An 8,995-nucleotide genomic window follows, 5' to 3' on the forward strand; every position below is an offset into this window, starting at 1 on the left:
CACTACGAGCCGACCGCCACAAGCCCGACCGCTACGAGCCGACCGCCGCAACTCGAGCCCAACGAGCCGACCGCGTCCGCTTCGGTCACCCCATTCCGGTCATCCTCCTCCCGATCTCCCCCGAATCGGGCACGCCATAGCGGAGCGCCGACGGCCCCGACTGCTACGCCCCGGACAAACGCCGAGCGGGCCGGGCGCGCCTACGGTGGGAGGAGATACACCACTTCAGAAGGGTCGGGATCCGCTGTGCCAGACACAAACGAAGCTGTCACCCACGCGTTCTGGCTCGCCGGCCGCAAGGCGACGGGCGAGAGCACACTCGAGGTCACCTCGCCCTGGGACGGCCGCCGCGTCGGCGTGGTGAGCGTTCCCACCGATGCGCAGGTCGAGGAGGCCGTCGCCGCGGCCGACGCGGTGCGCGAGGAGTTCGCCGCGACCCCCGCGCATGTCCGGGCCGCCGCGCTGGACCATGTGTCGCGCCGTCTCGCCGAGCGCAGCGAGGAGATCGCCCGGCTGATCTCGGACGAGAACGGCAAGCCGATCAAGTGGGCGCGCGGCGAGGTGGGCCGCGCCGTGTCCGTCTTCCGGTTCGGGGCCGAGGAGGCCCGCCGGTTCAACAGCGGGGATGCCCAGCGGCTGGACACCGACGCCGGTGGCACCGGGCGGCTGGCGTTGACCCGCCGCTTCCCGCGCGGCACCGTGCTCGGCATCGCGCCGTTCAACTTCCCGCTGAACCTGAGCGCCCACAAGGTCGCCCCGGCGCTCGCGGTCGGCACCCCGATCATCCTCAAGCCGGCGCCCGCGACCCCGCTGTCCGGGCTTATCCTGGGCGAGCTGCTGGCCGAGACCGAACTCCCGGCGGGCTCCTGGAGCGTCCTTACGGTGCCCAACGACCGGATGCCCGCGCTGGTCCAGGACGAGCGGCTGCCGGTCATCTCCTTCACCGGTTCGGAGAAGGTCGGCTACGCGATCAAGGAGTCGGTGCCGCTCAAGCACTGCACCCTGGAGCTCGGTGGCAACGGCGCCGCGGTCGTCCTGTCGGACTACGCCTCCGCCGCCGACCTCGACTGGGCGGCCACCCGCATCGGCACCTTCTCCAACTACCAGGGCGGACAGTCCTGCATCTCGGTGCAGCGGGTGATCGCGGACGCGTCCGTCTACGAGGAGCTCGTGCCGAAGATCGTCGCGGCCGTCGAGGCGCAGGTCACCGGCGACCCGATCGATGACGCCACCGATGTCGGCCCGCTGATCAGCGAGGACGCCGCCAAGCGCGTCGAGTCCTGGGTCGACGAGGCCGTCCGGGCCGGTGCGAAGCTGCTGACCGGCGGCAAGCGCGAGGGCTCGAACTACGCTCCGACCGTGCTCGCGGACGTCCCCGCCGATGTCACCCTCTCCTGCGAGGAGGTCTTCGGACCGGTGCTCACCCTGCACAAGGTGGCGGACGAGGCCGAGGCGTTCGCGGCCGTGAACGACTCCAAGTACGGCCTCCAGGCGGGCGTCTTCACCCGCGAGGTGCGCACCGCCTTCCGCGCCCACCGCGCCCTGGAGGTCGGCGGCGTGATCATCGGCGATGTGCCCTCGTACCGCGCCGACCAGATGCCGTACGGCGGCGCCAAGAAGTCCGGCGTCGGCCGCGAAGGCGTGCGGTACGCGATGGAGGACTACACCTACGAGCGGGTCATGGTCCTCACCGGCCTCGACCTCTGATCCACCCCGCCGGGCCCCGCCCCCCACTGCGGGCCCGGCGCAGGGGCGGGCCGCCCCCGCGGCTCCGGACCCTCGAACCCTCGAACCCTCAGCCGGAGAAGCCGAGACGGGCCAGTCTCAGTCCGCCGCGCAGCGTGATGCGCAGGTCCTGGACGCCGGTCGGCGACGTGGGCAGGACGGCGCGGACCGTGGTGTACGTGTAGCGGCCGCCGGTGGGCGGGACGGCGACGGTGGCCAGGGTGGTGCCGTCGGCGAGGTGCACCCCGACCGTCGCGTCATCCTCCGACCCCGACCCCGTCCCCGACCCCGTCCCCGACCCCGTCCCCGTCCCCGCCGCAGCCGCATCGCGCGCCGCCTCGACGGTCATCGACGTGGCGCCCGCGCCGAAGTCGCAGGCGCGGAAGAGCAGTCGGCCGACCGCGTCATCACGGCAGGCCACCGCGTCCCCGCGGACCTTGGTGCGGTCCACCAGCACGATCCCGTCCGCCGCGTCGTAGTCCGCGGCCTCCAGACCGCGCCGCAGCACCGGGCGCGGCGCGGGCGGCGGGCCCTCGACGGTGACGGTGGCGGTGGCCCGCAGATCCGCGCTGGACGCGCCCGCGTGGATCTCGTACGTACCCGGGTCGACGGTCCAGCGGCCGTGCGCCACGTCCCAGAAGCCCAGCGCGTCCTCGACCGGCACGGTGAAGAACAGCCGCACCCGCTCGCCCCGGCGCAGCCGCACCCGGCGGTGGTGCGATCAGCCGGCGGTGCGGCAGCGGCACCCGCGACGGACCCGGCGCGCTCGCGTAGATCCGCACGACCTCGTCGCCGTCGCACGGACCGGAGTTGGTGACCTCGCACGCCACGGTCAGCCCCGCCTCCCGCCGTACCGACAGCTCGCAGCTCACCTCCCCCGTACCGCCGTCGCCCGTCCCGCGCGGCGGCGGTACGCCACCGGGCCCGCGGGCTCAGGAGGTGCCGGGCGCCGGGCCCGAGCTGGCCCGTACGGTCAGCTCCGGGGCCAGCAGCGTCACCTGCTCCTCCAGGGGCTGCCCCGCCAGCTTCGCCACCGCCAGCTCCACCGCGCGCCGCCCCATCTCCTCAGCCGGAATGGCCACCGAGGTGAGCCGCACCGACGCCTGGGTGGCCACCTGCTCGGGGCAGACGGCGACCACCGAGACGTCCTCGGGAACCGCGCGCCCCTGCCGCCGCAACAGGCTGAGCAGCGGATCGATGGCCGCCTCGTTCTGCACCACGAAGCCGGTGGTGCCGGGCCGCTCGTCGAAGATCCGGGACAGGGTGCCGTCCATGGACTCGTAGCTGCCCTCGCACGGGCGGTGCAGCAGCCGCACCCCCAGCTCACCAGCGCGGCGGCGCAGCCCCTCCAGGGTCCGCTCGGCGAAGCCGGTGTGGCGCTCATAGACGGCCGCGGCCTCGCCCACGACGGCGATCTCCCGGTGGCCCAGCTCCGCCAGATGCTCGGCGCACAGCGCGCCGGTGGCGGTGAAGTCCAGATCGACGCAGGTCAGGCCGACGGTGTCGGCGGGCAATCCGATCAGTACGGTGGGCTGGCGGGCCGCGTGCAGCAGCGGCAGCCGCTCGTCCTCCAGCTCCACATCCATCACGATCATGGCGTCGGCGAGCCCGCTGCCGGTCACCCGGCGCACCGCCGCCGGGCCCTCCTCGCCGGTGAGCAGCAGCACGTCATAGCCGTGGGAGCGGGCGGTGGTGGCGACCGCGATGGCGATCTCCATCATGACCGGCACATACACCGTCCGCAGCGGCACCATGAGCGCGAGGATGTTGGAGCGGCTGCTGGCCAGGGCGCGGGCCCCGGCGTTCGGGTGGTAGCCCAGCTCCTTGATGCTGTGCTCGACGCGCTCGCGGGTGGGGGCGGAGATCGACCGCTTGCCGCTGAGGACATAGCTCACCGTGCTGGCGGAGACTCCGGCGTGCCGGGCGACCTCGGCGAGGGTGACCATCCGGGGCGACTCCATCCGATGGGATTGCGAGAGGATTGCGATACGTTTTAGTGGAGCGCTTCGACGTATGGCCGAGCCTCTTCCCCCTGGCCATGCGGATTGACAGTAGACCTGTAGCGCGGAGCTGTCCATAGTCGTCGAAGCGCTTCGACACTCCTTATGCGCCCTGTGAGGTCCACGGTTGCGGCAATCCCGCTCCATCCACCCGCTTTGCCGACCGGTCGGACCGGAGGCACACTGGCAGCGGTACGTGCCGGTAATGTCACGAGATCGTCATTCGCGGCAAGGGAGCACCGATGACCGCATCCTCCGTCAGGCCGGTGTCCGAGCGTGAAGCGCGCCAGGTCGCCGAGGCCGCACGCGAACAGGTATGGCACAAGCCCAGCTTCGCCAAGGAGCTCTTCCTCGGCCGCTTCCGACTCGACCTGATCCATCCGCACCCCGCCCCCGCCCCGGACGATGTGCGCCGTGGCGAGACCTTCCTCGCCAAGCTCGGCGAGTTCTGCGAGACGCGGGTCGACGCGGCCCGTATCGAGCGCGAGGCCCAGATCCCCGACGAGACCATCCAGGGGCTCAAGGAACTCGGCGCGCTCGGCATGAAGATCGACACCAAGTACGGCGGCCTCGGTCTCACGCAGGTCTACTACAACAAGGCGCTCGCCCTGGCCGGCTCCGCCAGCCCGGCGATCGGCGCCCTGCTCTCCGCCCACCAGTCCATCGGCGTACCGCAGCCGCTGAAGCTCTTCGGCACCCAGGAGCAGAAGGACCGCTTCCTGCCGCGCTGCGCCCGCACCGACATCTCCGCCTTCCTGCTCACCGAGCCGGACGTGGGCTCCGACCCGGCCCGCCTCGCCACCACCGCCGTGCCCGACGGCGACGACTACCTCCTCGACGGCGTCAAGCTGTGGACCACCAACGGTGTGGTCGCCGACCTCCTGGTGGTGATGGCCCGGGTGCCGCGCTCCGAGGGCCGTAAGGGCGGCATCACCGCCTTCGTCGTGGAGACCGCCTCCGAGGGCGTCACCGTCGAGAAGCGCAACGCCTTCATGGGGCTGCGCGGCCTGGAGAACGGCGTCACCCGCTTCCACCAGGTGCGCGTCCCGGCCGCGAACCGGATCGGCCCCGAGGGCGCCGGCCTCAAGATCGCGCTGACCACGCTCAACACCGGACGGCTGTCGCTGCCCGCGATGTGCGCGGGCGCCGGGAAGTGGTCCCTGAAGATCGCCCGCGAATGGTCCGCCGCCCGTGAGCAGTGGGGCAAGCCCATCGCCGAGCACGAGGCCGTCGGCGCCAAGATCTCCTTCATCGCGGCGACCACCTTCGCCCTGGAGGCCGTCATCGACCTCGCCTCCCAGATGGCCGACGAGGACCGCAACGACATCCGCATCGAGGCGGCGCTCGCCAAGCTCTACGGCAGCGAGATGGCCTGGCTGATGGCCGACGAACTGGTCCAGATCCGCGGCGGTCGCGGCTATGAGACCGCGGCCTCGCTGGCCGCCCGCGGGGAGCGGGCCGTCCCCGCCGAGCAGATGCTCCGTGATCTGCGCATCAACCGGATCTTCGAGGGCTCGACCGAGATCATGCATCTCCTCATCGCCCGCGAGGCCGTGGACGCCCATCTGTCGGTGGCGGGCGACCTCATCGACCCCGACAAGTCCCTCCAGGACAAGGGCAAGGCGGCCGCCAAGGCCGGTGGCTTCTACGCCCGCTGGCTGCCCGGCCTGCTCGCCGGGCCCGGCCAACTGCCCCGCTCCTACCCCGAGTTCCGCCCGCCCGTCGCCCACCGCCACCCTCAACGGAAGCGCTCCGCGCAGCCCCCTGTCGCCGGGCATCCGGACCTCTCACCGCATCTGCGCTATGTGGAGCGCTCGGCACGCAAGCTGGCCCGCTCGACGTTCTACGCCATGTCCCGCTGGCAGGGCCGGATGGAGACCAAACAGGGCTTCCTCGCCCGGATCGTCGACATCGGCGCGGAGCTGTTCGCGATGAGCGCGGCCTGCGTGCGGGCCGAGATGCTGCGCTCGCGCGGTGACCATGGCGTCGCGGCCTACCAGCTTGCCGACGCGTTCTGCCGGCAGGCCAGGATCCGCGCCGACGAGCTCTTCGGGCGGCTGTGGACCAACACCGACGAACTCGACCGCAAGGTGGTCTCCGGGGTGCTCTCGGGGGCCTACGAGTGGCTCGAACAGGGCGTTCTCGACCCCAGCGGCGACGGCCCCTGGATCGCCGACGCCACCCCCGGCCCGACCACCGCCCAGAACGTCCACCGCCCGATCCACTGAGGAGGTCGCGGGAGTCGCTTCAGGAGCCGCCGGAGCCCGTGACCGCCGTAACCCGGGGCGTGTCCCCGAGCCGTCATCCCTTGCCGCCACAATGGGGGAATGACGGAATCCCTGGCTGACCCGCATCTGCGCTTTCCGGCGGCCACCGCCGCGGAGGGCGTGCGCGACATCGTGATCCTGGGCTCCACCGGTTCGATCGGCACCCAGGCCATCGACGTGGTGGTGCGCAACCCCGACCGCTTCCGTGTGACCGGCCTGTCCGCCGCCGGGGGACGGGCCGGGCTCCTCGCCGAGCAGGCCCACCGGCTGCGGGTGGACAGGGTGGCGGTCGCCCGTCCGGAGGCGGTGCCCGAGGTGCGCGAGGCGCTCGGCGCGCGCTACGGAGCCGGTGAGCCGCTCCCCGAGATCCTGGCGGGGCCCGACGCGGCCACCGAGCTCGCCCGCTCCCAGTGCCACACCGTGCTCAACGGCATCACCGGCTCCATCGGCCTGGCGCCGACCCTGGCCGCCCTGGAGGCGGGCCGGGTGCTGGCGCTGGCCAACAAGGAATCGCTCATCGTCGGCGGCCCCCTGGTCAAGGCCGTCGCCAAGCCCGGCCAGATCGTCCCCGTCGACTCCGAGCACTCCGCGCTCTTCCAGGCGCTGCTCGGCGGCGCCCGCGAGGAGGTCCGCAAGCTGGTCGTCACCGCCTCCGGCGGCCCGTTCCGCGGCCGGACCAAGCGGGAGCTGGCCTCGGTCACCCCGGAGCAGGCGCTGGCCCACCCCACCTGGGCCATGGGCCCGGTGGTCACGATCAACTCCGCGACCCTGGTCAACAAGGGCCTCGAGGTCATCGAGGCGCATCTGCTGTACGACATTCCCTTCGAGCGGATTGAGGTGGTGGTCCACCCTCAGTCGTATATCCACTCGATGGTTGAATTCACCGATGGCTCGACGCTCGCCCAGGCTAGCCCGCCGGATATGCGGATGCCCATCGCACTCGGCCTCGGCTGGCCCGAGCGGGTGCCGGACGCCGCGCCCGGCTGTGACTGGACCAAGGCCCACACCTGGGAGTTCTTTCCCCTGGACACCGAAGCGTTCCCCTCGGTCGGCCTCGCCCGGCATGTCGGCGGCCTCGGCGGCACCGCCCCGGCCGTCTTCAACGCGGCGAACGAGGAGTGCGTGGACGCCTTCCTTGACGGAAAGCTGCCTTTCAACGGAATCGTCGATACGGTCGCCGAGGTGGTGGCCGAGCATGGCACCCCCGCCGTGGGAACCCGGCTCACCGTCGCGGACGTCCTCGAGGCTGAGACATGGGCCCGCGCCCGCGCAACGGAACTGGCCGCCAGAGCGGCGAAGGCGACCCCGGAGGCTCGCGCATGACGACACTGATGACGGTCCTCGGCATAGTGGTGTTCGCCGTCGGCCTGCTGATCTCGATCGCCTGGCATGAGCTCGGCCATCTCTCCACGGCCAAGCTCTTCGGCATCCGGGTCCCGCAGTACATGGTCGGCTTCGGGCCGACGATCTTCTCCCGCAAGAAGGGAGACACCGAGTACGGCATCAAGGCGGTCCCGTTCGGCGGCTATATCCGCATGATCGGGATGTTCCCGCCGGGCGACGACGGCAAGCTCACCGCCCGCTCCACCTCCCCCTGGCGCGGCATGATCGAGGACGCCCGGTCGGCCGCCTTCGAGGAGCTCCAGCCCGGCGACGAGAAGCGCCTCTTCTACACGCGCAAGCCGTGGAAGCGCGTGATCGTCATGTTCGCCGGGCCCTTTATGAACCTGATCCTCGCGGTGGTGATCTTCCTCGGGGTGATGATGAGCTTCGGCGTCAACACCCAGACCACCAGCGTGGGCACGGTCTCCCAGTGTGTGGTCGCGGCTTCGTCCGCCACCGACAAGTGCCCCAAGAGCGCCAAGGACTCCCCGGCCAAGGCCGCCGGTCTTCAGCCGCGGGACAAGATCATCGCCTTCAACGGGCACCGCACCCCGGACTGGGGCGCGCTCCAGAAGGACATCCGCGAGACCACCGGCCCCGCCACGATCACCGTCGAGCGGGAAGGTGTCCGCAAGACCCTGCACGCCAATCTCATAGAGAACCAGGTCGCCAAGTCCGACGGGAACGGTGGCTATGTCGAGGGCGAGTACGTCACCGCCGGCTTCCTCGGCTTCACCCCGGCCAACGGCGTGGTCCAGCAGTCCTTCGGGCAGTCCGTGGACCGCATGGGCTCCATGGTCCACGACGGCATCGACTCCATGATCGCGCTGCCCTCCAAGGTCCCGGACCTGTGGAACGCGGCCTTCGGCGACGGCGAGCGCAAGGCCGACTCCCCGATGGGCGTCGTGGGCGCGGCCCGGGTCGGCGGCGAGGTCGCCAGCCTCGACATCCCGCCCTCCCAGCGGATCGCGACCATGCTCTTCCTGGTCGCCGGGTTCAACCTCTCGCTGTTCCTGTTCAACATGCTCCCGCTGCTGCCGCTGGACGGCGGCCATATCGCGGGCGCGCTGTGGGAGGCCATCCGGCGCCACACCGCCCGGCTGGTCCGGCGGCCCGACCCCGGGCCGTTCGATGTGGCGAAGATGATGCCGGTCGCCTATGTGATCGCGGGAGTCTTCATCTGCTTCACCCTGCTCGTCCTGGTGGCGGACGTCGTGAACCCCGTGAAAATCTCTTGATGACGCGAGATGTCCTGAAGTTCACCTTTGGGTGGACTTCAGGAGCACGGTGTGCTGACGCCGTCACCGTTGCCGTAATCTCGGAGATCGGAGTCTGCTGATCTCCGGCCACGCACACACCTTCTTGGGGTTACGAACCAGATGACTGCGATTTCGCTAGGAATGCCGTCCGTACCGGCCAAGCTCGCCGAGCGCAGGGTCAGCCGGAAGATTCAGGTCGGTCCGGTGGCCGTGGGTGGCGACGCTCCGGTCTCGGTTCAGTCGATGACGACGACGGTGACGGCGGATATCGGGGCGACGCTCCAGCAGATCGCGGAGCTGACGGCGTCGGGCTGTCAGATCGTGCGGGTGGCGTGTCCGTCGCAGGATGACGCGGACGCGT

7 protein-coding genes are annotated in these 8,995 nt (G+C 71.1%); 5 read left to right on the forward strand and 2 right to left on the reverse strand.

Going from position 1 to position 8,995, the window contains the following annotated elements; all coding sequences use genetic code 11:
• Positions 1-246: 246 nt before the first annotated feature.
• Positions 247-1,707 carry an aldehyde dehydrogenase family protein gene (locus KN815_RS41020; protein ID WP_216346876.1) on the forward strand — a complete coding sequence of 487 codons (1,461 nt, stop codon included), beginning with the start codon at positions 247-249 and terminating at the stop codon, positions 1,705-1,707.
• Positions 1,708-1,795: 88 nt separating this feature from the next.
• Here KN815_RS41020 and KN815_RS41025 read toward each other — a convergent pair whose 3' ends face one another.
• Together KN815_RS41025 and KN815_RS41030 are read right to left on the reverse strand one after the other, a co-directional pair.
• The gene (locus tag KN815_RS41025; RefSeq protein WP_253209567.1) at positions 1,796-2,431 is read right to left on the reverse strand and encodes a carbohydrate-binding protein; all 636 of its coding nucleotides are present in this window, start codon (positions 2,429-2,431) and stop codon (positions 1,796-1,798) included.
• A 226-nt stretch (positions 2,432-2,657) separates the two neighbouring features.
• Positions 2,658-3,671, reverse strand: a complete 1,014-nt coding sequence (locus tag KN815_RS41030; RefSeq protein ID WP_216346877.1) for a LacI family DNA-binding transcriptional regulator — start codon at positions 3,669-3,671, stop codon at positions 2,658-2,660.
• Positions 3,672-3,967: 296 nt separating this feature from the next.
• On the opposite strand from KN815_RS41030, the gene KN815_RS41035 reads away from it, so the two are divergent.
• The 4 genes from KN815_RS41035 to KN815_RS41050 all read left to right on the forward strand — a co-directional run.
• On the forward strand, positions 3,968-5,953 hold the full coding sequence (locus tag KN815_RS41035; RefSeq protein ID WP_216346878.1) for an acyl-CoA dehydrogenase family protein: 1,986 nt from the start codon (positions 3,968-3,970) through the stop codon (positions 5,951-5,953).
• Positions 5,954-6,052: 99 nt separating this feature from the next.
• On the forward strand, positions 6,053-7,315 hold the full coding sequence (dxr, locus tag KN815_RS41040) for a 1-deoxy-D-xylulose-5-phosphate reductoisomerase (RefSeq protein ID WP_216346879.1): 1,263 nt from the start codon (positions 6,053-6,055) through the stop codon (positions 7,313-7,315).
• Positions 7,312-8,613 carry a M50 family metallopeptidase gene (locus KN815_RS41045; RefSeq protein ID WP_216346880.1) on the forward strand — a complete coding sequence of 434 codons (1,302 nt, stop codon included), beginning with the start codon at positions 7,312-7,314 and terminating at the stop codon, positions 8,611-8,613. The genes dxr and KN815_RS41045 overlap by 4 nt, the downstream gene beginning before the upstream one ends.
• 141 nt (positions 8,614-8,754) lie before the next feature.
• Positions 8,755-8,995, forward strand: a 241-nt coding sequence (locus KN815_RS41050; RefSeq protein ID WP_216346881.1) for a flavodoxin-dependent (E)-4-hydroxy-3-methylbut-2-enyl-diphosphate synthase, incomplete at its 3' end; no start/stop codon positions are given.

The sequence above is a fragment of the Streptomyces niphimycinicus genome, assembly GCF_018883605.1.
GTDB lineage: Bacteria > Actinomycetota > Actinomycetes > Streptomycetales > Streptomycetaceae > Streptomyces > Streptomyces niphimycinicus.